This window comes from Actinoalloteichus sp. GBA129-24 (assembly GCF_001941645.1).
Classification (GTDB): Bacteria; Actinomycetota; Actinomycetes; order Mycobacteriales; family Pseudonocardiaceae; genus Actinoalloteichus_A; species Actinoalloteichus_A fjordicus.
Genome location: NZ_CP016077.1, coordinates 1,180,759 through 1,203,362, shown reverse-complemented (window position 1 = coordinate 1,203,362; position 22,604 = coordinate 1,180,759). Strand labels below are relative to the sequence as shown.

The window sequence follows — 22,604 nt, the reverse complement described above, 5'->3', positions numbered from 1 at the left end:
ACGACCGGCCGGACCCGCCTGCCTGCCCTGCGACGGGCTGCGCAGCCTGCGAAAGGCCGGGGCAGGCGGGTGGAGTGCGAGAGACATGTCACGATCCGACGGCCCGGCGAGATTCGCTCGGCGAGGAGGTGCGCGGCCGGTGCCACCAGGCCTGCGGCGGAGATCCGTCGGACACGGTCCGGCCGGGCGCTCGACGATCGACGACGGACCGGCCGGGCCAGGGCAACCGTTCGATGCTCCGGTCCGTCGGGCCGCCGCCGTCATCGGGTCCGCCTGGTCAGAACTCCCGAAATCGGCCGGGTGCCTCGGGGTGGACCGTGTCCACGACGAAGGCGCCCACGCGTTCACCATTCTGGGAATGCGCACCGGTGGTAGTCGCCTCCGTGGGTGCGAAGACCCGATGCCGTTCGCCGGACGCATACAGTGCGTCGGCGAACCGCGATGCCCCGGTGTTGCCCTCCCGCCCCGTCTTACACGCCATGAGGATGAGCGGGTGTCCGGTTCCTGTCATGGTGTTCTGATAGGCGCTGGTGCCGGTGACGATCTTTCGATAGTCCTCCGGTGAGACCATGAGGTTCTCCATTTCACCGTGGCGCCCGGTCGGAGCCTGGACCGTGAACTGACGCCCGTTCGAGTGCGATATCACGGCGAACGGGCGGTATCCTGCGGCCACGTCGCCTGCCCACGGAGCAGGCCGCCGATGCAGGTCGTTGGTCCAGGTGGGATGCTCCCAATACTCCCGCTTCCAGGAAGTTCGGCCTTGCGACCAGCTCTGCCACGTGTACGAGTCCTGTGGCTTGCTCGGGAAACCGACTCCGATCGTTCGGCCGTGTCTGTCCCGCAGTGTCTCGTGCCGCACGCTGCCTGCATAGAACTCCCGCCGGACCGGGCGCCCGTCTGGTCCAATGGCGACGCCGCGAACGACGTCCGGGTCCTGCCTGGCGGATGAGCCCGATGAGCTCGTGTAGTGCCGCGATCCGATGGGATATCCGTAAGGATCGACCAGGCGGTTGGTGAACTGCATGGAACTGCTGCTGATCGTGGAGCCGTTGCCGCCTGCCGAGCGTGGGGCGGGGCCGCTGTCGGGAAGTCCTCGGGTGCCGGTGGGGGTGATGGCGGGTGCGCCTCGGGCGCCGGGTGCGTCGTCGAGTCCTCGGGCGCCTGCGGTGGGAGTGATGTCGGGGGCGCGGCCGCTGCCGGGATCGGCGGAGAGCAGCGGTCCCGAGTCTCCGCCACTTCGGGCGGTGGTCGGGGTGGTGGTGGGTGCGTCGAGTGCGCGGGCGGTGTGGCTGTCGCCGGGCTTGATGGCCTTGAGGCCTCGGGCGGCGGTGGCGAAGTCGTCGCCGAGTGTGCCGAGCAGCGGCTTGAGCCGGTTCAGGGAGGTGGTGAGCTTGGTGATGAGCTGGGCGATGGTCGCAGCGGTCTGAGCGACCTTGGCGACGACCTTGGGAACCACCCAGATCAGCCCGATGCCGAGGGTGAACAGGACCTGTAACGCCCACGAGACCATCGAGCCCACGACGTCGGCGATGATGTCACGGACGGCATCCCGCACGGCCGAGACGACCTCGCCCGCTTTCTGGATGCCGTCGGCCGCACCCTGGGCGGCGGTGCCTGCGGCCAGGATCAGGTTCGCGGTGTCGGTGGCGCGTTCGCGGTAGGCGTCGGCGGCCGCACCCGTCCAGGTGGCGGTGTCGTTGTTGATCAACGCGCCCAGCTCGAACGATACCGCGCCGACCTCGCCCGCGACGTTGGACCAGGTCTCGGCGTGGGAGCGGATCTCGTCGGGATTCCCCGCCAACGCGTCCAAGGCGTCCGACAACGGACCGACGTGTTCGATGAGCCACCCCACCCCGTTGGAGATGATCGTCGCGAACGGGTCCAACGCGGACAGCACCAGATCCGCCACCCCCAGACCGGCCTCCAACCAGTCCCCACTCTGCACGGCCTCGGTCGTGGTGTTCACCGACGCCACCAATGACAACCCCGACGTCGACGACGACGAATCCACCACATCCGCCACTAACGGATTACTCACCAACAACCCCTCTCACCACACACCCGCCCACCACCGACACACCCGTCGGCGAATGCACCGGTGTCGCACACGTGCTCGACCTGCCGGGCGAGCATCGGAATCAGATTTCGATGGAGTCGGGAGACCCATGGCAGTCCCCACTCCGGTCGACTCGCAGTCGGTATGCCCACTTCGCCGCAGTAGCTCGAATCAGTGGACAACCGTCGTCGGGCCCCGACGTCTCCGGGGTCCGACCCCCGACAATCTCCTGGTTCTTTCGACGCCGACCTCGAAGCAGTTCACCGGCGCGCCAGGTTTCGTCGTCGAGGACATCACCGCCACCGATCATGCCTTATCCGAGAATGACGAGCGACACCGTATCGGCGGCGCACCAGGAGCTGCCCGAAAGAACACCACGGGATGCCCTTTCCTCGACATTCCAGCATTCGAGAAACCCGGGGTCCCCATCGATGGAATCAAACGCAGCGATATTCGACGACCGCTGCACATATACGGCGGCATTCATCCGGCTGGCACACCGAAGAACGATCGCATCCGGTGCGGCACCCGATGCCTCGGCAGGCCCCGTCGGGCGTCGCCAGGCTAGTAGAACCGCCTGAATTCGCCGCGTCCCGTCCCGTCCGCCTTCACCGAGATGAAGGCTTGGCCACCGGGCAGGAGGTTGATACTCGCCTCGTTGTTGGGGGCGTAGATGGGCCGGTTGTCGCCGGCTTCGCGTGCTGCTCGGGTGTACCTCTGCGCAGCATCCATATCTGGCGCACCCGTGTCACACGACACCATGACAAGCGGATTGATATTGGGTGCCATGTTGCTCTGGTAGGCCCGGTGACTGGTCAGGATCTTATGGTACGACTCCGGTGAGACCCAGAGGTCTTCCAACTCGCCGTGGCGGCCGGTCGGGGCTTGGACCTTATATTTGTGTCCGTTCGAGTGTGTCAGTGCGACGAACGGGCCGGGATAACTGGGATTGCCTGCCCACGGAGCCCAATGATTCTCATACCATCCGTCTCGGGACGTTTCGAGGTATTCCCGCTCCCACCTCGGAAGTTCCGCCTTCGCCCAGTCCCGCTCGTAAGCCATCGTCGCTCGGTTGGTGGAGAACGAGACTCCCAGTATTCGGCCGTTCCTGTCCCGCAATGTCTTCGAGGTCACGTCCTCGGGGCGGAAGTACTTCCTCGTCGCGGTCCCGTCGGAATGCAGGACGAGGCCGGCCGCATACCGGTCCCGGCCCGACTGCGCGGCGGAGGGTCGTGAAGAGCTCGAGGATTCGCCCAGCCCCGGCATGTACGAGTAGCGATCCGACATGGTGACGGAGTTCTGCATGAAGTTCGGTGGGAGCGGGTGGCGGACGCCGTCGCGCGGGGGCGCGATGCCGCCGTCGGGCAGGCTTCGGGTGCCGGTGGGGCTGATGTCGGGCGCGCCTCGGGTGCCGGTCGCTCCGTCGGGGCTGCTGCCTGAGATGTCGGGTCGTGGGCTGCCTGCGGGGTTGTTGTCGGCGGTGATGGGGGGTCCGGTGTCGGGGGTGGTGTTGGGGGTGTTGGTCGGGGTGGTGGTGGGTGCGTCGAGTGCGCGGGCGGTGTGGTTGTCGCCGGGCTTGATGGCCTTGAGGCCTCGGGCGGCGGTGGCGAAGTCGTCGCCGAGTGTGCCGAGCAGCGGCTTGAGCCGGTTCAGGGAGGTGGTGAGCTTGGTGATGAGCTGGGCGATGGTCGCAGCGGTCTGAGCGACCTTGGCGACGACCTTGGGAACCACCCAGATCAGCCCGATGCCGAGGGTGAACAGGACCTGTAACGCCCACGAGACCATCGAGCCCACGACGTCGGCGATGATGTCACGGACGGCATCCCGCACGGCCGAGACGACCTCGCCCGCTTTCTGGATGCCGTCGGCCGCACCCTGGGCGGCGGTGCCTGCGGCCAGGATCAGGTTCGCGGTGTCGGTGGCGCGTTCGCGGTAGGCGTCGGCGGCCGCACCCGTCCAGGTGGCGGTGTCGTTGTTGATCAACGCGCCCAGCTCGAACGATACCGCGCCGACCTCGCCCGCGACGTTGGACCAGGTCTCGGCGTGGGAGCGGATCTCGTCGGGATTCCCCGCCAACGCGTCCAAGGCGTCCGACAACGGACCGACGTGTTCGATGAGCCACCCCACCCCGTTGGAGATGATCGTCGCGAACGGGTCCAACGCGGACAGCACCAGATCCGCCACCCCCAGACCGGCCTCCAACCAGTCCCCGTTCTGAATAGCGGTGTTGGTGGAGTTCACCGACTCCACCAGCCACAGACCCGACGTCGACGACGTCGAATCCACCACATCAGCCACCAAAGGATTACTCATCGTCCGTCTCTCTTGTGATATTCGTCCAGCCGTCGAGCGGACCGGCCTGGTGGTGAGCTCGAACGCGGTGTCGCCGCGCCTACTCGACGTGCGGCGGGAGGGAGTTCATCTCGACCTCGTCGGGCAGCGAACCGCCCCAGACGCCCACGTGTCCGGGCCGAGGTCTGGACGAGTCCGTACCCGAGTCCCTGTCCGGTAGCCGACGTCGTTCCTCGGCCGACTTGTGCTGCGAGGCAGGTCCGGCCTGCGGAGCGTCCGGCGGCGGGCCGTCGCAGAAGACGTCGGCAAGCAGGCGCATGGCCGCCGGGCCGTCCGGGTTGATCAACACATCGGTCGCCGCAGGCAGGAGACCCACCAGCTCCGCCGCCGACACCCGACGCCACAACGGCGCCTCGACGCGAGCCCGGTTCACCGCGGCGGTCACGACGACGACACAGGGCACGTCATCCGGCGACGACCCCACCAGCGGGCTCCCGTCCTCGGACACCGGCGTCTCCAGCACCGCGCTCCACAACAACGGCACGATCTGACCGGCCGCATCCACGTCCCCGCCCAACGCCAGCCGGATCGCTGCGTCGGCAGGGTCGGTGGGAACCCTCGGCCCGGAGGGCAGAAAGCCCGGATTGGGCTCGAACAACCCCAGGCCACCCTCCGCGTCGAGCGGCCAGGCCCCCACGATCGCCTCCGGCGGCGGCGTCTCACCTTCGCGATAACGCCACTCCTCGGACGTCAACATCACCCAGTCCTGCCGATCAGCCGCCGTCGCCTGGGGTGCGTGATCATTCACTGTGTCGTGCTTCTTCCTCGTCGGTGTGCCGCGCCTCGCCGTCGACACGGCCGGGACGAAACGGATCTCCTCGATGGATCAGTAGCCCTCACGGAGCGCGTCGAGCCTGCTCTTCTGGCCCACACGCGCTACCCGAACAGGGCTGACGGACCAAGGAGCGTCGTGAGCAGATCGACTGTGCCGAGTCCTTCCTGCGTTTGTTGTGGACGCCGAAAATCCCGTCGACCGGCCCGGGATCTCGGCCGATTCAGCGGCGCCATAGGTCGCTACCCATGGTTTACCACCGCCCGATCCTGCCCTATCCGAATCGGTCGCCAGACACCGTATCCCCGGCACATCTCGGGCTGCCCGAACGGACAGCACAGGCTGCCCTTTCACCCGCCTGACCAATGGTCGTCGAACACCTCGGCATTTATTCACCGCGTTCGATCAGGCCGTCATATCGATGCATTCATTCGCGTCGTCTTTTATTCGCCGGTTCCACCGCCGGGTAGATCACGAGAGGCTGCGCGAGCAGCCGGTGACGAGAGAACGCCCTCGGCGCGCGCTGCGCGAAGGCGAGTTCATCATCTTCGCGCAGTCCACCGGACCGATCTCCTCGCCGAGACCCACGACGACCTCGTACGGAGCTGCGGCGGGAGCGAATTTGATCATCGAACCCGCCCGCCTCCGTGCCCGGGCGGCTCCGTCGGAATGAGCCGTCCGGATCACTTCGCATTAGGTCGAGTACACCAGGCACGGCGGACCAGACGGCCCAGCAGGCAGCCCTCGGACCCGGTCGTCCGTGGGACACGACCTCGGGATCAGCCCGAGTTGTGCGCCTTCCCGACGATTCCGACAGGCGCACGACAGAGTCGCGCACAGGGTGGCGGCGAAGTCGACAGCATGACGTATCGGCGGAGTTCGAAAGCTCGGCACGAAACAGCGGTGACTGCGGAGTCGAGAATGCTCAAATTCCGAGTCACAGTACCGCACCACGATTCACGCAAACACCGCTCAGCAGAACGAGGACCCGGCGTTCTCGGACGGCGCCATGGAATAGGCTTGGCCATTTACCGCACGGAGGGCTTCCCAGCAGAGAGATCATCGACTGATTTGGTACAGCAATCGATTCGAGCGCTGTCGTCGGCGGAATTCGCAATGTCGAGACAGCTCGTCGTCACTCCGTCGTGCGACATCGACGTCGTATTCTGAGTCCCCGCCGCAGGCGATGCGGTCCCGGCGGCCTTGCCCCTGGGCCTGCCTTGCTCCCGGGCTAGCCCTGCTCCCGGCCGAGTCGCTGGTTCGGCGCGGCCAGTGCCGGGATCACGGGATGATCGCGGAGCGCCGCGACGACCGCGTTCACCGCCGCGCGCTGCGTGGCACCCCGCCGCACCACGATGGTGATGTTGCGATGGACCGGCGTGCTCAGCTCCCTGGTGACGACGTCGTGGGCCGGCGTGACAGCCAGCGCGGGGAGCAGGGCGATCGACCGGCACGACTCGACGTGGTGCAACAGCATCAGCGTGTTACTGAACCGGCAGGCCACTCGAGGTTCGAAGCCCGACTCTCGGCACAGCCGCGTGGTCAAATCCGCCATGTACGACCGAGGTCGGTCGACTGCCCAGGTCTCCTCCGCACACGCCGCAAGGTTTACCGTCGTGCGGCGGGTGAGCGGGTGTCCGCGCGGCAGCACCAGCACGATCGTGTCGATCCCCAGCGGAATGATCTCCAGGTCCGCCCCCCACTCGAGCCCGGAGTAGTCGGTCGTGGTCACGATGACGTCCGCCTCCCCGGCCCGCAGGGCGGGCCCGCTCTCGTGCGGCTCCGACTCGATCAGTTCGAGGTGCAGATGCGGATGGGTAGCCGCCAGTCGCGTCGCCGTCGGCACCGCGAGGGTGTAGATCGCGCTCTGGAACACCCCGAGCCGGACGGTGCCGATGGGCTCGTCGTTCAGGGCGCGCAGCTCGGACTCGGCCTCGGCCATCTGGTCCAGGATCTCGCGGCCCCGGCGAGCCAGCAGGAGACCGGCCGGGGTCAGCCGGACGCGCCTGCCGGTCCGCTCCAGCAGCGTGCATCGGGTCTCGGCCTCCAGCACGGCCAACTGCTGGGACACCGTCGAGGCGCTCAGGTGCAGGGTCTCGGCGACCGCGCGGACGGTGCCAAGGGTGTCGAGCAGGCTGAGCAGCCGCAGTCGCCATGAGCTGAGCACGCTCACGACTGTACGGTTCTGCCGAACAGAAGCGTGTGATCTGTGCGATGGACGTGCGCAGCGGTCCGTCCCTACCGTCGGCGACATGCCTACCGAGAGAGCCCTCGCCGACCCGGCCCGCCATCTCATCCGCTACTCCGGCAGCAACCCCTTCCTGCCGGAGGTCATCGCTCGCGCCGCAGGCACCTCGGTGTTCACCGAGAGCGGTCGCGAGCTGCTCGACTTCACCTCCGGCCAGATGAGTGCGATCCTCGGACACTCGCATCCGGCGATCGTCGAGACGGTGAGCGAGCAGGTCGCCCGTCTCGATCACCTGCACAGCAGCATGCTGAGCCGCCCGGTCGTCGAACTCGGCCGACGGCTCGCCGAGAGCCTGCCCGCTCCGCTGGAGAAGGCGCTGCTCCTCACCACCGGGGCGGAGGCGAACGAGGCTGCGGTGCGGATGGCGAAGCTCGTCACCGGTCGGCACGAGATCGTCTCCTTCGCCCGCTCCTGGCACGGGATGACCCAGGCCGCCGCGAACGCCACCTACAGCGCGGGCCGCAAGGGCTACGGACCCGCCGCACCGGGCAACTTCGCGCTGCCGGTGCCCCACAGCTTCCACCCCGACATCGTCGACGCCGAGGGCGTCCTCGACTGGCGCCGCCAGCTCGACCTGGGCTTCGACCTGATCGACGCCCAGTCGGTCGGCAGTCTCGCCGCCTGTCTGATCGAGCCGATCCTCAGCTCCGGCGGCATCATCGAACTCCCGCCGGGCTATCTCGCCGCCCTCGCGCAGAAGTGTCGGGAGCGCGGCATGCTGCTGATCCTCGACGAGGCGCAGACCGGCCTGTGCCGGACCGGCGACTGGTACGCCTTCGAGCACGACGGCGTCGTTCCGGACATCATCACGCTGTCCAAGACGCTCGGTGCGGGGCTGCCGCTGGCGGCCGTGCTGACCACCGCGGAGATCGAGCAGCAGGCGCACGACCGAGGGTTTCTTTTCTTCACCACCCATGTCAACGACCCGCTGCCCGCCGCCGTCGGCAACACCGTCCTGGACGTCCTGATCCGCGACCGGCTCGACGAGCGGGCCCGCGAACTCGGCGCTCGGCTGCGCGGCGACCTCGACGAACTCGCCACCCGTCACGAAGTCGTCGGGGACGTCCGAGGTCGGGGTCTGCTGCTGGGCATGGAGCTGGTCGGCGACGACGTACTGGGTGCGGGCGGCGCGGATCGGCTCGGCGCGGCCGTCACCCGGCGCTGCTTCGAACTCGGCCTGCACATGAACATCGTCGCGCTGCCCGGGATGGGCGGCATCTTCCGGATCGCGCCGCCGCTGACGGCGAGCGACGAGGAGATCTCCCGAGGCGTCGCCATCCTCGACCAGGCGCTGCGCGCCGCCGTCAGCGAACTCTGAGAGCCTGTTTTCGATCCTCCTCCGTCGTGCAGCAGGAAAGTGGGGATCAGAGACAGGCTCTGAGACGTCGAGACCTCGGCCGCCCGGCCGTGGGAGGCGCTGGCACGAGCGGTGTCGATGATCAGTCGCTCGGCCCGGGGTCCGTCCTGAGCGAGGTCGGGCGACCTCGCTCAGGACGGCGGGGGCTGTCTACCGGACCAGGGGGCTAGTCCCCGTCGAGGCGGCTGGTGTCCAGGCCGTGCTCTTCGTCTCTCGGGGGGACCAGGTGCACGGGAAGGCCGATCGGCGGGACCTTCCAGTTGTCCTGATTCCGCCAGTCCTCCATCAGACCGGGGTTGGCAGGCGGTGTGGACGGGTCGGGCTGCGGGGGCGCGGGGGTGGGGTCCGGATCGAGCGGCGGCGCGCCGTCCCACTCCTGCCAGACCGCCCCGCCGCCATTCGGCTCGGCCGGCGGTGTGGCAGGCGGCCTCGGCTCCTGCGCCCAGACCGGCGCACTGCTCTCGAAATCAGCAGGCATCGACACCCCAGGCCCCGACGCAGCCGGCCTCGGCTCCTGCGCCCAGACCGGCGCACTGCTCTCGAAATCAGCAGGCATCGACACCCCAGGCCCCGACGCAGCCGGCCTCGGCTCCTGCGCCCAGACCGGCGCACTGCTCTCGAGATCAGGAGGCATCGACACTGGCCGGGAGGTAGGCGGCGGTGGGGAGGGCTCGTCCGGCGTCAACGGCGGTGCGCCGTCCCAATCCTGCCACGTGGTCCCGCTACCGGAGCGACTCGACGGCGGCGGGCTGCCAGGGTCGGGCGTCGACCCGGGGCTGCTGCCGGGAGTGGAGTCGAACGACGAGCCTGCGGTGATGCCGTCGAGGCCCGACTTGTAGCCGACGGCCCCGGCCAGGCCGCCGCCGATGGCGCCGCCCAAGGCTCCCGCGCCGAGGGACTGTTCACTGTGCGGATTCGTGTCGTCGTTCGGGTCGGACTGGAACTGGTTGTTCAGCGCACCCCCCATCACGCCGCCTGCGGTGCCGCTCGCCATCCCGCCGATGATGGCGCCGCCCCAGTCGGCCCTGCCCGGGTTGAGGCCGGGGACCTTGTCGCCGATGGGCTTGATCAGGTTGTCGGTGATCTTGCCGCCGAAATTCTTGGCGATCCCGCCGAACACGCCGGAGGCGACCCCGCCGCCGATGCCACCGGCCACTCCCGCCAGGGCAGCCGCCCCCGTCTTGCTGGTGTCCCAGTCCTTGCGGTCGCCCGCCGCCAGCTGGCCGATCTGGATCGCCGCATCGATGAAGAGGTTGACGCCCAGGTTGATCACGACCTGCTTGATGATCTCCCGGATCATCGTCGACAACGCCTGCACGATGGCGCGCACCACGCCCTGCGTCGCGGCCTGCGCGGCGGGGATCGCGGCCGTGCTGGCGCCGAAGGTGATGACGGCCATGGCCAGCATCACGGCGATCTGAGCGAGCAGGATGGACAGCGCGACGATGATGCTGATCTTGGTGTACTCGACCTCGAGCGCGACGTTGTCGCAGGCCTCGCCGAGTTTCTCGCACAGCATCTTGAGCACCGGCAGCGGCGCCTCGTCGCCCTGGGTGAGACCCTCGCCGAACTTCTTGAACTCTTCGGCGGTGTCGCCCCGCTCGATCGCGCTCAGCATGTCGGCGACGGCGGCCTGGGTGTCGCCGAGCACGCCCTCGACCTCGCTTGCGCACGTCGCCCAGGCTTCCCCGAGCCGCCGTAGGGCGTCCTCGTCGCCTTCGGGGAAGTCGGATCCCACGACGACCGATGCGAGTTCCTGTAGGCCGGACGGCATCGTGATGGTCATAACGCCTTCCCGATGCTCTTCAGGTTGTCGGCGGAGACGAGATCGTCCGACTCCCACTGGTCGGCAGACAGGTCGAGGGCGTCCTTCGTCGCGTTGAGCTCGGTGGTGAGGAACTCGCGGCCCTTGTCAGCCTCCCCGACGGCGGTGGTGTACTCGGCCTCGAAGGCCGCGCCGGACTCGTCGGCGCCCCAACAGGCCCCCTCGGCGTCCCGTACGTTCTGGAGCGCAGCGAAGGCCGCGTCGAGTCGGTCGGCGGCAGCGGCGAACTTGGGCGACTTCGCCCGCACGGCGTGGAAGTCGACGAGCATGTCATCGGCCATCAGCTGTACCTCTCCTCCCACCGGGACGCCAGAGCGTCGTCGTCGTCCTCGTCCTCGTCGTCGTCCGCAGCGGCGCGAGTGGTTCCTTCGTCGTCATCGTCGTCGCGGGGAGCGCGGGACGGGACCTCCGGCGCAGGCGGGATCAGGCCCTTCAATGAGGGGGCGCCCGCGAAGAAGTCCGGCAGATCCGGCATGTCGGCCATGATCGGCGCGAAGGCCTCGTCGGCCTGGGCGCGTGCGTTGCGCGCGGCCGCCTGCATCGTGAGGACGATGGTCTCGGAGAGCTTCAGCGGGGTCGTGGACCGGAAGGCTGCGGAACTCAGCTGCAGATCGGTGACGATCCCGGCGGAGTTGACCGCCACGGTGACCAGGCCGTCCCGTGACGTGGCCCGCCCGGTCGTGGCGAGCGCCTGTTCCTGAGCCTGCTTGAGCTGTTCGGTCTGGCGGCCGATGCCTTCCAGCAGCGAGGTCATGTTCTCGCGCATGGCAGCGTTGCGTGCTTCGAGTTCCGCGCGCCGACTCGAGGGGTTCGTCATATGCCCTGCCTGTCGTGAGGAGGATCTTCGGTCGAGTTCTGCCGGACACGGGGATGGCCCGTTGCCGGGGCGTGTCCGATCACCTCCAGACCTGAACGGGACGAGCCGCGACGGCTGCCGGGCAGCAGGCGAGTCGTCAGATTCTGCACTCATGGATCGATCTTCATGGAGGTTTGACACCGGCTGAGAGACACTCAAGTGCAACTCTGTCGAACATTCAGGCAACTTTGCACGTCAAGGCCGCCGCCGTCTAGATCTGGTCCGAGACCGTGCCTGCCGTCACGAGCGGACGTGTCTGCTGTGGAACGTCGTCGACGCTCGACACGGCGTTGCCGATGATCATCTGGTCGCTCGACGAGCGACGGTCCGAACTGGAGTGCCGCAGCGGAGACTCCCGACCACGGGAGGCGGATCGACCTCGCTCGGCGGGTCGGTCCCGAGGCGAGCCGGCCGGAGTCCGTCCCGGCGGCGCAGCCCTAGCCTGCCGCAGGAGACGATCGGTCCTCGATGGACACCTGATGAGAACCGTCGGCGGCGAGGTGTTCCTGCTCCAGTGCCTCGCTGTGGGACAACAGTTCCGCGTAGTCGATGGCGGCGCCCCGCAGGAGGGTCTCGATGACCTGCTCGGCGCTCTCGTCGTCCAGGTGTCTGCCGAAGAGCGCGCGGTAGTGGGCGAAGGAGGCGATGACGTCGAGAAGCTGCTCGACGTCGACGTCTCGACGCACGTCGCCCCGATCGACGGCGCGCAGGAGCGTCTCTCGCACGGCCTTGCGGGAGGGTTCGATCACCGATCGCAGGTAGCGGTCGTGCAGCTCGGGGTCCTGGATGCACTCGGCGTACAGGGCACTGAACGCGTCCGGCCGGATGGTGCGGTAGGCGGTGAGGAACAGGGTGAGGCTCTCGCCGAGGTCGCACAGCGTGCACCCGGTGTCCGGCGGCGCGGGGACGTCCAGCCTGCTCTCGATGGCCGCGAGCACCAGTGCCGCCCGACCCGGCCTGCGCCGGTAGATCGCGGGTCGTGAGGTCCCGGCACGACGCGCGACCTCGCCGAGGCTGACCCCCAGGTAGCCGCGCTCCTCGAGCAGTTCCAGCGTGGCTGCGGTCACGGCGGTGTCGATATGCGCATCCCTGGGCCGCCCGGCCGGTCGGCCTGCTACACCGTGCGCGTTCCCCTCGGGCGTCTCCCCGCCGCGCTCCAGCTCTCGGTGTGCCTCCGCCCGGTGCTCCTCCGCCATGCGGACAGGTTACTACCGACCATTACGAGTCGTCCCGTAACGAATCAGGCCACCACGGCGCCCTCGCATGGGTTACATTACGACACGTAACGTATGTCGACGCAGGAGATCTCCATGTCGTTGATCCGCCGGGCCTCGTCCGTGCCCGAACGCGGGGAAGACCCCGGCTCCCCACGCGGTTCCAGGACGGCTGCGGCGATGACCGCCGGAGCTGCCGAGTCCCCCGACCGACTCGCCGCACTGCCGACGAGCAGCACCCAGCAGAAGGAGCCGACCCGATGAACGTCCAGAACCCCGTGTCGCCGGAGACGGCCCCGGACCGACCCGTCCGGGCCACCGCCAAGGAGTGGGCCGGACTGATCCTGCTGGCGCTGCCGATGACGGCGCTGGCGACCGATCTGACGGTGCTGTTCTTCGCCCTGCCCGCGCTCAGCGCCGATCTCGAACCCAGCGCCACGCAGCTGTTATGGATCACCCACGTCTACGGCTTCCTCATCGCAGGCTTCCTCGTCACCGCTGGCCGGGTGGGCGACCGGGTCGGTCCCCGTCGCCTGTTGTTGATCGGGTCCGCCGCCTTCGGCGTGCTCTCCGTGGTGGCGGCCTTCTCCACCAGCCCCGAGATGCTCATCGCCGCGCGCGCCGCCCTCGGCATCGCGGGAGCCACCCTGATGCCGTCGCTGTTCTCCCTGCTCCGCACCATGTTCCACGACGAGAAGCAGCGGCGGCTGGCCATCGCGATCATGTTCAGCACCTTCACCGTCGGCGGTGCGGTCGGCCCGGTGCTCGGCGGGGCACTCCTGGAGTCCTTCTGGTGGGGCTCGGTCTTCCTCATCAACGTCCCGCCCATCGTCCTGCTCCTGGTCGGCGGCACGATGCTGCTGCCAGAGCGCGTCGAGCGCGATCACTCCCGCATCGACCTGGTCAGCGTGGTCCTGTCGGTGAGCGGGATGCTCGCGATCGTCTACGGCCTCCAAGAGCTCGCCGCAGGCCACGAGACCGGCGGCGGCACGCTGTGGCTCGCGCTGCTGAGCACCGCCGCGGGCATCGGCGTCATGAGCCTGTTCGTCCGCAGGCAACGGCGCATCGAGGCGCCGTTGTTCGACCTGGCGCTGCTGACGAGTCGGCGCATGGCGGTCTCGCTGACAACGCTGCTGTTGATGGGCATCAGCGTGACCGGGCTGTTCTACCTGTTCACCCAGTACCTCCAGTGGGTCGGCGGCCTCTCTCCGCTGCACGCCGGACTGTGGACTCTGCCCTTCATCGTGCTCAACATCGCCGGAGCCATGCTGGCGCCCGGCCTCGCCGAGCGCCTGCGGCCTGCGGTGGTCGCGGCGGCAGGGGTCTTCATCGCCGCCGTCGGCGCAGGCTGCCTGCTCGTCATCGCCGCCGGTCCGGACCCATCGCTCGTCCTGACCGTGGCGGCGATCTCGATCGTCGGGCTCGGGCAGGGCGGCGCGGGAGCGCTGCTCAGCGACCTGATCATCTCCAGCGCCTCGATCGAGAAGACCGGCTCTGCGGCCTCCGCTCAGGAGGTCGGGGGCGAGATGGGCTCGGCACTGGGCATCGCCGCAGGCGGCGTGGTCGCGATCCTCGCCTACCGTCACTCGCTGTCCGACGTTCCCGCAACCGTTCCCGAGACCGCTGCCGAGGCCGCCAGCGCGGGCGTCCACGAGGGGGTCACCGTCGCCGAGGGTCTGCCCGCCGGCGGTCCGGAGCTCCTCGGCGCCGTTCACGAGGCAGTCGGCCTGGGTGTCCAGGTCTACGCCGGAATCGCCTGCGTCCTCCTGGCGGCGACCGGGGCGTTCCTCGTCGCCACGCTCGTCAGGCAGCGCACCCCGGCCTGAAGCGGCGTGCTCCGACTCCCCGCCGCAGCGTCTCGGCGCACTCCGCACCAGAGTGCTCTACGTCGCACGCCTGCATGCCCTGCACCGCATCCGGTCGGCGATGCCTCGGCTCCCGGTGTGCTGCCCACACCGGGACGCCCGGGGCATGGTCGGGCCCGACAGCCGAGTCAGGAACTGCCGACCGTGCGGCTCGCGGCCGTACCTCGCGGCCGCCGGGCGACCGCTTCCCGCCGGGCGGTCGTCCGGTCCCCCGCCCGTTCGTCGGCTCCGCCCCGGACGGGCTCCGATCGGCCGGGCCGATCGACGCAGCGGAAGCCGACGCCTCACAGCCAGTCGTGTTCGCGTGCGTACCGCGCCGCATCGTGGCGGGTCCGGGTCTGGGTCTTCTGCATGGCGCTGGAAAGGTAGTTGCGCACCGTGCCCTCGGCCAGGCGGAGCCGGCCGGCGATGGCGGCGGCCGAGTACCCCTCGCCGGTCTCCCGCAGGACGTCGAGCTCGCGATCGGTGAGCGGGCAGTCGTCGACGACGGCCGACGCGGAGACGTCCGGGTCGATCCATCGCCTGCCGCCGTGCAGGGTGGCGACGACCGAGGCGATGTGCGCCGGTTCCGCCGACTTGCTGACGAAGCCCTGGACCCCGAGTTTCAACGCCTTGCGGAGCACTCCCGGCTTGGCATGGCGGGTCAGCATGAGGATCACCTGGTCCGGCTGCACCCGGCGGATCGCCGCGACGGCGCCGAGTCCGTCCACGCCGGGCATCTCCAGATCGATGACCAGTACATCGGGCCGATGCCGGATCGTCGCCTCGACGGCCGTCTCGCCGTCCTCCGCCTCGGCGAGCACGGTGATGTCGCCTTCGAGCGGGAGCAGCGCGGCCAGTGCCTTCCGGAGCAGGGCCTCGTCGTCGGCCAGGACCACCGTCGTCATCAGCCGTCCTCCCGCCCTTCGGGGCGAAGATGCGGAAACGCCGCAGCCGTCAGGAACCGGCCGTCCTTCTGCTCCACCGTCAGCTCGCCTCCGTCGCCCGCCAGTCGATCTCTGAGGGTAGAGAGCCCGCTGAGGTCCGGCAGGGGAGCCTCCGGCGCACCGTCGTTGCGGATGGCGATCCCCGCCTCCGACAGAGTGATCCGCACGTCTCTGGCCTGCGCATGCCGCAGGATGTTCGTCGTCGTCTCACGGAGGACCTGGCCGAGCAGTTCGTTGGCGCGCTCGTCGACCTCGCCCTCCCGGACCACGCGTACCCGGATGCCTGCGGCCTCGAAGAGGTTCTTCGCGTTCTCCAGCTCTGCGGACAGGTTGAGCCGCCGCTGCGCGTAGGCGAGTTCCCTGGTCTGGGTGATGGTGTCGGCGACCAGGGCGTGCACCTCGCGCAGTTCCTCCTCCGCGCGATCGACGTCGATGCGTACCAGCTTCTGGGCCAGCGCGACCTTCAGCTTCACCACATGCAGGGTGTGACCCTGGATGTCGTGCAGATCGCTGGCGAAGCGGATGCGCTCCCTGGCGACCGCGATCTCGCCTTCCCGATCTCGCGCCTCCTCCACCTCGGTGAAGAGTTCATAGAATGCCCGGTTGGCGGCCATGAAGCCGATCGCCAGCACGGTAATCCCCACCGGGAAGCCGACGTTGCCGACCAGTTCTCGGACCACGTCGTCCGGAGACCGCACCACCGTCAGCGCGCCCACGACGCCGACGAAGGCGGCCAGCACCAGGGTGGCCAGGCCCCGGCGGCGAGGCAGCGCCGAGACGACCAACGGCCCCACGATGGTGAGGCCGTAGAACGCGCCGAGGGAGACGTCGTCGCCGACCGACGCCCCGTAGACCCACACTGCCGCGGTGACGAGCAGGCACGGGATCGCGACGCGAGCGAGATCGTCCACTGCCCACCGCAGCGCCGCCACCAGCCCCGCCGCCGCCCCCAGACTCAGCACGACGGCGTTCATCCAGGTCTGGGCGAACACCGCCACCAGCAGCGCGCCCACAGGACCGAGGACCACGAGCAGGCCGACGACGTTCAGCCTGCGCAGCCGTCGCCTCGGCGGATCGATGTGCTCGGACATCGCGGATGTCTCTCCCTGGTTCGGCCTCACCGGTCCTCGTCCTGCCGCCTGCTCTTCATCCCGAGCAGCGAGAGCGCGAAGCCGCTGAGCACGGTGACGAACGCGGCGGCCCACATGGTCCACTCTTCGGCCTCGAACCACGGCCCCAGCTCCGCCGGGAACAGATCAAGGCCGCCGTAATAGAGGAGGAATGCCACGCACACCAGGCCGAAGACGATCACGTTGATCGTCAGCAGGATGCGCAGGGGGCGGGTCTCCATGGGTGGCTCCGAGATCGGATGACGGGGTCTGCCCGCGCAGTATCGCCCCGACGCCGTCGGAGTCACCAGTGACACCACGTCATGTCTGACCCCGAAGAAATGTCATGGCGAGTCATGACGCAGCTCCACTGCCGATCAGACGCTGCCACGACTGAAATGAACGGCATGCACACCACACCGGTCATCGACGTCGAACGGTTGAATCTCACCTACGGCGACTTCCACGCCGTGAAGGATCTCTCCTTTCAGGTACGGCGCGGCGAACTCTACGCACTGCTCGGCACGAACGGAGCGGGAAAGACCTCCACCTTGGAGATCATCGAGGGCCACCGCAAAGCCACCTCCGGCACCGTACGGGTATTCGGCAGGAGTCCGCAGGACCGGCGCGCCGTGCGCCCCAAGATGGGCGTGATGCTGCAGGAGAGCGGATTCGCACCGGACCTGACGGTGCAGGAGACGGTCTGGCTGATCGGAAGGCTCACCCAGCGCACGGACACCGTCGAGCGGGTGCTCGGCATCGTCGACCTCACCCGGAAGGCGAGCACCAAGGTATCGCAGCTCTCCGGTGGCGAGAAGCGACGGCTGGACTTCGCCACCGCGGTGTACGGAACGCCGGAGCTGATCTTCCTGGACGAGCCCACCACCGGCCTGGACATCCAGTCGCGGGACGACCTGTGGGACGCGGTGGACAGATTGCGCGAAGACGGAACCACCATCGTCCTGACCACGCATTACCTGGAAGAGGCCCAGCAGCGCGCCGACCGCATCGGCCTCATGCACCAGGGGGCCTTCCATCAGGAGGGAACCGTCTCCGAGCTGACGCGGACGCTGCCCGCCGTCATCCGGTTCGTCCTGCCCGGCGACGCTCCCGTGCTCCAACTGCCGCTGCCTGCCACGCGGGAGGGCGACGGACGGTTCCTCATCAAGACCCCCGACCGGCAGCGGGATCTGTACCTCCTGCTCCGTTGGGCACACGAGCACGCGGTGGAGCTTCGGGATCTCGAAGCGGGCCCGACCGGGCTCGACGACGTCTTCCGCGCCATCGGCAGCGACTAGAACTCTCTTCGCACTCTCGCAGAAAAGGATCTCCCCATGCTCGCGATCGCTCGCAGCGAACTGATTCAGATCTTCCGCAATCGTTCCGTGCTACTCACCATCTTCCTCGTCCCGGTGGCGATGGCGGCATTCTTCATCTATCAGCATGAGATCTTCGAGAGCATCGGCGGCGGTCTCGGCGTCATCGCGGCTCTCCTGGTCTTCTATGTAGCGGGATTCGGGCTCTACACCACGGCGGTGACCACGCTCGCCTCGCGTCGCCAGAATCTCTTCCTCAAGCGGCTGCGGTCCACCTCGGCAGGCGACGCGGGCATTCTGTCCGGCCTGCTGCTCCCGGTGACCGCCATCTCGCTGATCCAGGCCGCCCTGGTCCTGATCGTGCTGGGCGTGGTCGCCGGGGCGCCCGCCGACATCCCCCTCCTGGTGGTGGCCGTCCTCTCGGTGGTGGTCATGATGGTCGGCCTGGGACTGGCCACGGCGGGAGTCACCAACTCCCCGGAGCACGCCCAGGTGACCACGCTGCCCATCGGCGTCGGCACCATCGCCCTCGCCAGCTGGGTGGGCTTCAGCGGCACCGAGGACCTCACGCTGCTCAAGCGGCTGTTGCCGGGCGGCTCAGCCGCCGAGCTGGTCGTCAACGGCTGGAACGGCGGCGTACCACTGTCGGACTCCCTGCTCCTGCTCGTCCCCACGACGGCCTGGGTCGTGGTCTCCGTCGTCCTGGCCGCACTGTTCTTCCGCTGGGAGCCGCGTCGCTGACGAGACTTCTCCGCGAGCGACTCGGCCCTGGCCGAGTCGCTCGGAGGGGGTCCGCAGCCGCTCAGGCTCTCCGACGGTCCTGTTCTCGCAGTGAACAGCGACCAACGGGCTTGCGGATCTGTCAGGACGCGGACTCGGATTCCACGCCCTGTCGGATGCCCTCGAGAGTGGCCGTCATCATCGGGTCCATGGTGGAGTCGAGGAAGGACTCCACGCTGGAACGCAGCACACCCGCCGTCGGCAGCAGCGAGTAGGTCCAGTTCACTCGGGTTCCGTCGCCCTCGGGAAGATAGGTGAACTCCGCGACACCGTGCCGGACGGCGATCCGCTGGGCGGGCCGGGTGAACCCCCACACCATGTACTGGAACCGCTCTTCGGTGTCGACCAGCATCTCCTCGGCAAGGTAGTGCCCGTCCTCGAACTCCACGCGACGACGAAAACCCGCCCGCTGTCCAGTCTCCTCACTGCCTGCCAATGGGGTCGTACCGATGACTGCCGGCTCGCCCTCATCGAAGTCGACGAGGTCTTCGAGAGTGATCGCCGGATCGTTGACCCAGGCATGGACGGCCGCTGGTGTCGCATCGACGAAGACCGAATGCGTGCGCGAGACATAGCCGTCCTCCTGGAGCTCAGGGCGCTCGCCCCGATAACTCGGCGGGCTGAGCGGCGGGGTGAGGAACCACGCGGCAGCAGCCAGCGCGACGGTGAGTGCCGAACCGGTGATGAGCAGCCTGCGACGACGCATAGTGCGAGCCATGAAGTCTCTCCGTTCCCGAGGTTGACAGTGTCAACCCTAGAAAGGCGAGGTTGACGCTGTCAACTTCCGACCGGTTCCGCGAGAATGGACTGACATCGACCTCGACTCGGCCGTCTCGCACGGATGCGGTGCCGCACGCAGGGGCACGCCGGCTCTGCCATGCTTGACGGCCGAAACTCCCGGGTCACGCAGTCGGTGCGACCGCCCCCTCGTTCCCAGATCGGATGTGACCGCACGATGCCGAGCACTCGCGAGGTTCTGCTCACCGCTGCCACCCGGCTGATCGACGAGGGCGGCGCTGGTGCGGTGACCCTGCGGGAGGTCGGCCGCCTCGCCGGGGTGTCCCATAACGCGCCCTACAAGCACTTCGCACACAAAGAGGCGCTGCTGGCCGCCGTCGCAGCCCGAGAGCTTGAGGTGTACGCGAATCTGCTGGAACCACAGGATGGCCGATCAGCCACCCTGGAGGGTGCGCTGGAGGACTACCTCGACAGGGCGATGCGTCATCCCGAGCGATTCAGACTGGTGTATCAGCGCTGGACCGTCGTCTCCGACGAGCTGGGAGCGGCCGCCGCGCACGCGACGACCGCCCTGGACGCACTCATCGCCGTCGGACAGCGGGAAGGCCGAATTCCCGGCGATTCCCCCGCTCGCCCCGCCGATCTGCTGCGCGCCCTCACCCACGGAGCGATCGAACTGACCCTTACCGGACATCTCGGCAAACGCGGTGATGGCCGGACGCCACGGGATCTCGTCGCCGATCTCCTCGAACTCATGGGACCTTCACGAACCTGAGCGGCTCGTCGAGCAGTGCCCCGAGAACCCATCCCCCACGCCAGGACGTGACCGTCGTCGCCGCCGGATCAAGGCCGGTATGGCTCCGGATGATCCTGCCGTCCTCGGTCAGTTCGAGCAGGGCACCGGGAAGAGGATCGCCGTTCAGCAGGTCCGCAGGCAGTCGCACTGCGACATGGCGGGCGACCACCGACGGGAGGATCACCTCGTCGAGTGCCTCGACGCGCTCGTACGTCGCCAGGATCAACCGGCCGTCGGAGTCACGGGTGAAGCCGTCGGAGATGCCTGGAACGTTGTCGAGGAACACCTCTGCCGTTCCGACCCGGTCTCCCCCGATCCAGAGGCGGGTCACGCGGTAGCGCGTCGACTCCCCGACCAGAACGGACTGTTCGTCTTCGGCGAGGACGATCCCGTTGGGGAAGTACAGACCCTCGGCAATCACCCGGATCTCGGTCGTGACCGGGTCGTAGGCCAGCACGCGCCCCTGAGGTCGGCCTTCGAGGAAGTCGTAGAGCGAATACGATGCGCGCGCGCCCAGCGTCGTCGGCGTGTACTTCCCGTTCGAGTCGGTCAGGTACACGATGCCGTCAGAGGCGACAGCGAGGTCGTTGGCGGATCGGAGCGGCTCTCCACCAGCCGAGTCCGCCAGAAGACGCACCTCCCCGGCAGGGGTCACGGCCTGGAGACCGATGCCCTGGTTCGCAACCAGAAGCTCCCCCGACGCGGCGAACTGGAGCCCGAGCGGCCTGCCGCCGACCTCGGCGAAGGTCTCGATCTGCCCCGCATCGGGGTCGACGCGCAGAATGCGCCCATCCCGGGTGCTGACGTAGAGACGCTCATCGGCATCGACCGCGACGTCCTCCGGCCCGTTGAGGTCCTCATCGACGAGGACGCCGACATCGGTGCCGATCGCAGCCCGCGATTCCGCGGGAACAAGGGCAGGCGGAACCCAGGTCACCGGTTCGAACGGCTCGACAGGCGGGGGCACGAGGAGAAGGAACGCCGCCAGCGCGAGGAACGGAACCGCCACCACCCCGGCGAGGACGGCCCACCACCCGCGTCTCCCCGCGATCACCGGGTCACCTCGGCGCGGGCTTCGCCCTGCGGCGTCCGCGCTCCGAGCACGACGGCCAGGATCATGCAGACCGCCGCAATCACCATGGTGGGCACGCCCTCGGCTGCCGCATCGCGCGCCACGTAGGAGAAGGAGGCCGTGGTGACGACACCTGCGGCGAAGGCATAGGCGATCGTCAACCCTCGGCGCGCGAAACGGGCGGGCAGCAATGCCGAACCGGCGAGCAGACCGATGAGGACGAGGTCGGGGACGAAGAAGAGATGGTGGATTCCCCACCGATCCGGACGCATCACGGCGGTCAGTGTCGCGACGGCCACGACGAAGGCGATCCCACGCGCAAGGAGGACGGTCATCGGTCGCTCCGTCCGCTGCGCGCACTGCGGAGCAGCTCGACGAAGACGTACGCGCCGAGGAACACGATGCAGAAGGCGTCGAACCACACACTGAACGCCGCGAGATCGGCCCGCAGGCTCGCGTCAGGCAACAACAGACCGAGGAACACAGACTTCGTGAGGATCGCGGCCGACGCGACGACGACCCGTACCGAAGGCCGGAACGCAGCCCACACGAGCCCCGCACCGAGGACGAGTTGCAGCACTCCACGGTGCTGCAACAGCCCGACGATCATCGGGTCCCGCGACGCCACACCATAGGTCCAGGTGAGGACGCCGGGGTCGATCAGAGCGAAGACCGGAGTCGCGGTGATGCATCCGAGAACGACGAACACGGCCGTCATCACGGCAGAGCGCACACGTGGTGCAGAAGCGGGCATGATTCGCCTTCCAATCGTCAGCAGTACTGACGATCAGCTTAGCTGACGAATCGTGCGCGCCGCGCTCCCGTCAACAGCGGGGTGCCCGCGCGGCGAAGAGCGCGCCCAACAGCGTGGTCAGCTGCTGTTGCTGCGTCGGGGAGAGGGGTTCGAGGAAGTCAGCCTCCGCAGCCCTGAGGTCGCGCGCCGCCGCCGCGAGCAGCCCCGCGCCCGCCTCGGTCGCCGACACGGCCAGCCTGCGTCGATCGGAGGGGTTGCGCCGCCGCGCCACGAGCTGCCGTTCCTCGAGGCGGTCGACGACGGCGACCATCGTCGTCCTGTCCAATCCGCTCAGCCCGACGAGTTCCGCCTGCGAACGTGACTCGGTGCCGAGGAGCGCCAGCACCCGCAGCTCCCGCGCCCGGACGTCATACGGCCGCAGCGTCTCCTCAATCACACGATCAGCGCCGATGCCGAGGCGGTGCAACAGGAAGCCGGTCGACTCCGAGAACACGCCCAGCTCACTCATCTGACCTCCTTGGCGACGTTCGGCGTCGATGCCGTCCATCGTTTCACGCCACCAAGGAGA

General features: G+C 68.4%; 23 protein-coding genes. 6 read left to right on the top strand and 17 right to left on the bottom strand.

Annotation, left to right across the window (positions count from 1 at the left end; translation table 11 throughout):
* Positions 1-277: 277 nt before the first annotated feature.
* From UA75_RS05505 to UA75_RS05485, 5 genes are all read right to left on the bottom strand, one after another.
* Positions 278-2,038 (bottom strand): WXG100 family type VII secretion target, encoded by a 1,761-nt coding sequence (locus tag UA75_RS05505; protein WP_157434008.1) that lies wholly within the window; start codon positions 2,036-2,038, stop codon positions 278-280.
* A 582-nt stretch (positions 2,039-2,620) separates the two neighbouring features.
* On the bottom strand, positions 2,621-4,369 hold the full coding sequence (locus UA75_RS05500) for a WXG100 family type VII secretion target (RefSeq protein ID WP_157434007.1): 1,749 nt from the start codon (positions 4,367-4,369) through the stop codon (positions 2,621-2,623).
* 79 nt (positions 4,370-4,448) lie between these two features.
* Positions 4,449-5,156, bottom strand: a complete 708-nt coding sequence (locus UA75_RS05495; RefSeq protein WP_075739328.1) for a type VII secretion system-associated protein — start codon at positions 5,154-5,156, stop codon at positions 4,449-4,451.
* A gap of 495 nt (positions 5,157-5,651) precedes the next feature.
* A complete protein-coding gene (locus UA75_RS05490) occupies positions 5,652-5,810 on the bottom strand; it encodes a hypothetical protein (RefSeq protein WP_157434006.1) in 159 nt (52 codons plus the stop codon).
* A 601-nt stretch (positions 5,811-6,411) separates the two neighbouring features.
* Positions 6,412-7,347, bottom strand: coding sequence for a LysR substrate-binding domain-containing protein (locus tag UA75_RS05485; protein ID WP_075743445.1), 936 nt, complete (start codon positions 7,345-7,347; stop codon positions 6,412-6,414).
* Positions 7,348-7,432: 85 nt separating this feature from the next.
* Here UA75_RS05485 and UA75_RS05480 point away from each other — a divergent pair, with 85 nt between their 5' ends.
* Positions 7,433-8,746, top strand: coding sequence for an aspartate aminotransferase family protein (locus tag UA75_RS05480; protein ID WP_075739326.1), 1,314 nt, complete (start codon positions 7,433-7,435; stop codon positions 8,744-8,746).
* 205 nt (positions 8,747-8,951) lie between these two features.
* Here the strand turns inward: UA75_RS05480 and UA75_RS05475 are convergent, their stop codons facing one another.
* The 4 genes from UA75_RS05475 to UA75_RS05460 form a co-directional block, all read right to left on the bottom strand.
* The gene (locus UA75_RS05475; protein ID WP_075739325.1) at positions 8,952-10,571 is read right to left on the bottom strand and encodes a hypothetical protein; all 1,620 of its coding nucleotides are present in this window, start codon (positions 10,569-10,571) and stop codon (positions 8,952-8,954) included.
* Positions 10,568-10,891, bottom strand: coding sequence for a hypothetical protein (locus UA75_RS05470; RefSeq protein ID WP_075739324.1), 324 nt, complete (start codon positions 10,889-10,891; stop codon positions 10,568-10,570). The genes UA75_RS05475 and UA75_RS05470 overlap by 4 nt, the downstream gene beginning before the upstream one ends.
* Positions 10,891-11,427, bottom strand: a complete 537-nt coding sequence (locus tag UA75_RS05465; protein WP_075739323.1) for a YbaB/EbfC family nucleoid-associated protein — start codon at positions 11,425-11,427, stop codon at positions 10,891-10,893. Before UA75_RS05465 ends, UA75_RS05470 begins: the two co-directional genes overlap by 1 nt.
* 476 nt (positions 11,428-11,903) lie before the next feature.
* Positions 11,904-12,662: a TetR/AcrR family transcriptional regulator gene (locus UA75_RS05460; RefSeq protein ID WP_083682948.1), complete on the bottom strand. Its 759-nt coding sequence runs from the start codon at positions 12,660-12,662 to the stop codon at positions 11,904-11,906.
* Between the two features lie 114 nt (positions 12,663-12,776).
* Between UA75_RS05460 and UA75_RS32555 the strand changes: the two genes are divergently transcribed.
* Positions 12,777-12,944, top strand: a complete 168-nt coding sequence (locus UA75_RS32555) for a hypothetical protein (RefSeq protein ID WP_157434004.1) — start codon at positions 12,777-12,779, stop codon at positions 12,942-12,944.
* Complete coding sequence (locus tag UA75_RS05450; protein WP_075739321.1) at positions 12,941-14,506, top strand: MFS transporter; 1,566 nt, start codon at positions 12,941-12,943, stop codon at positions 14,504-14,506. Before UA75_RS32555 ends, UA75_RS05450 begins: the two co-directional genes overlap by 4 nt.
* Positions 14,507-14,829: 323 nt before the next feature.
* On the opposite strand, the gene UA75_RS05445 is transcribed toward UA75_RS05450, so the two are convergent.
* The 3 genes from UA75_RS05445 to UA75_RS05435 are packed head-to-tail and all read right to left on the bottom strand — an operon-like array spanning position 14,830 to position 16,822.
* A complete protein-coding gene (locus UA75_RS05445; RefSeq protein ID WP_075739320.1) occupies positions 14,830-15,432 on the bottom strand; it encodes a response regulator transcription factor in 603 nt (200 codons plus the stop codon).
* Entirely contained in the window at positions 15,432-16,562 is a 1,131-nt protein-coding gene (locus tag UA75_RS05440) for a sensor histidine kinase (RefSeq protein ID WP_075739319.1), read from the bottom strand. The genes UA75_RS05445 and UA75_RS05440 overlap by 1 nt, the downstream gene beginning before the upstream one ends.
* Positions 16,563-16,588: 26 nt before the next feature.
* A complete protein-coding gene (locus UA75_RS05435; RefSeq protein WP_075739318.1) occupies positions 16,589-16,822 on the bottom strand; it encodes a hypothetical protein in 234 nt (77 codons plus the stop codon).
* 165 nt (positions 16,823-16,987) lie between these two features.
* Here UA75_RS05435 and UA75_RS05430 point away from each other — a divergent pair, with 165 nt between their 5' ends.
* Positions 16,988-17,878, top strand: a complete 891-nt coding sequence (locus tag UA75_RS05430; protein ID WP_075743443.1) for an ABC transporter ATP-binding protein — start codon at positions 16,988-16,990, stop codon at positions 17,876-17,878.
* 36 nt (positions 17,879-17,914) lie between these two features.
* Positions 17,915-18,637, top strand: a complete 723-nt coding sequence (locus UA75_RS05425) for an ABC transporter permease (protein WP_075739317.1) — start codon at positions 17,915-17,917, stop codon at positions 18,635-18,637.
* A 121-nt stretch (positions 18,638-18,758) separates the two neighbouring features.
* On the opposite strand, the gene UA75_RS05420 is transcribed toward UA75_RS05425, so the two are convergent.
* Positions 18,759-19,394 (bottom strand): SRPBCC family protein, encoded by a 636-nt coding sequence (locus tag UA75_RS05420; RefSeq protein WP_083682947.1) that lies wholly within the window; start codon positions 19,392-19,394, stop codon positions 18,759-18,761.
* A gap of 237 nt (positions 19,395-19,631) precedes the next feature.
* On the opposite strand from UA75_RS05420, the gene UA75_RS05415 reads away from it, so the two are divergent.
* Complete coding sequence (locus UA75_RS05415) at positions 19,632-20,189, top strand: TetR/AcrR family transcriptional regulator (RefSeq protein ID WP_075739315.1); 558 nt, start codon at positions 19,632-19,634, stop codon at positions 20,187-20,189.
* On the opposite strand, the gene UA75_RS05410 is transcribed toward UA75_RS05415, so the two are convergent.
* From UA75_RS05410 to UA75_RS05395, 4 genes are all read right to left on the bottom strand, one after another.
* The gene (locus UA75_RS05410) at positions 20,167-21,264 is read right to left on the bottom strand and encodes an SMP-30/gluconolactonase/LRE family protein (RefSeq protein WP_075739314.1); all 1,098 of its coding nucleotides are present in this window, start codon (positions 21,262-21,264) and stop codon (positions 20,167-20,169) included. The two genes, UA75_RS05415 and UA75_RS05410, sit on opposite strands and share 23 nt — an antisense overlap.
* Positions 21,261-21,617 carry a hypothetical protein gene (locus UA75_RS33715; RefSeq protein ID WP_075739313.1) on the bottom strand — a complete coding sequence of 119 codons (357 nt, stop codon included), beginning with the start codon at positions 21,615-21,617 and terminating at the stop codon, positions 21,261-21,263. The genes UA75_RS05410 and UA75_RS33715 overlap by 4 nt, the downstream gene beginning before the upstream one ends.
* On the bottom strand, positions 21,614-22,000 hold the full coding sequence (locus UA75_RS05400; RefSeq protein ID WP_075743442.1) for a hypothetical protein: 387 nt from the start codon (positions 21,998-22,000) through the stop codon (positions 21,614-21,616). The genes UA75_RS33715 and UA75_RS05400 overlap by 4 nt, the downstream gene beginning before the upstream one ends.
* Positions 22,001-22,106: 106 nt before the next feature.
* On the bottom strand, positions 22,107-22,544 hold the full coding sequence (locus tag UA75_RS05395; RefSeq protein WP_075739312.1) for a MarR family transcriptional regulator: 438 nt from the start codon (positions 22,542-22,544) through the stop codon (positions 22,107-22,109).
* Positions 22,545-22,604: the final 60 nt, after the last annotated feature.